At 35.8% G+C, this 533-nt stretch carries 1 protein-coding gene; it reads right to left on the reverse strand.

Translation table 11 applies throughout. The features are described 5' to 3' along the window. Positions 1-276, reverse strand: a 276-nt coding sequence (locus ABFX15_RS07695) for a helix-turn-helix domain-containing protein (protein WP_346024879.1), incomplete at its 3' end; no start/stop codon positions are given. Between the last annotated feature and the right edge of the window lie 257 nt (positions 277-533).

A 533-nucleotide genomic window follows, 5' to 3' on the forward strand; every position in this document is an offset into this window, starting at 1 on the left:
AAATCCAATGGATTTATCCCGGAAGAAATTTTTGTAGGCTCGTTCCAAATTCTGCTGAGCGTTCGCCAAAGCTAGACTATCAACCGCTTTCATAAAAGAAAACTCTTCTTTGTACTGAGCGGGCGTAGTGTTGAGCATTTGTTTCGTCTCTTTATAGTGGTCGATCTTGTCGCTAAGCATTTGGTTATAAATGAAGCGGGCACAACCAAAACAGTTCGCAAAATAGTTTTTTTGTTCTTCATTTGGGTAGAGTCGATACTTATAAGCTTTTAACATATTCTTCACCTCCTCTTACGCTTTGTTACTTGATTATACTGTAAAAATACCGTACAACCAAGGTAACTCCCAATAATCTATGAAAAATTATGTTTCCCAAATTTCTCGTTGCTCGTATGATGATTTCTGTCGATGAAGGTAATATAATCCAATCCTTGTCTGGATTAAACAGCTTTATAACAGATACAGTAAAGCAACGAGAAGTATAAGAAGGCATGTTTAAAAAACTTCGTTTTTTTGAAGTTTTTCGAGATATG

It is taken from the genome of Alkalibacterium indicireducens (assembly GCF_039522005.1).
Taxonomy (GTDB): domain Bacteria; phylum Bacillota; class Bacilli; order Lactobacillales; family Carnobacteriaceae_A; genus Alkalibacterium; species Alkalibacterium indicireducens.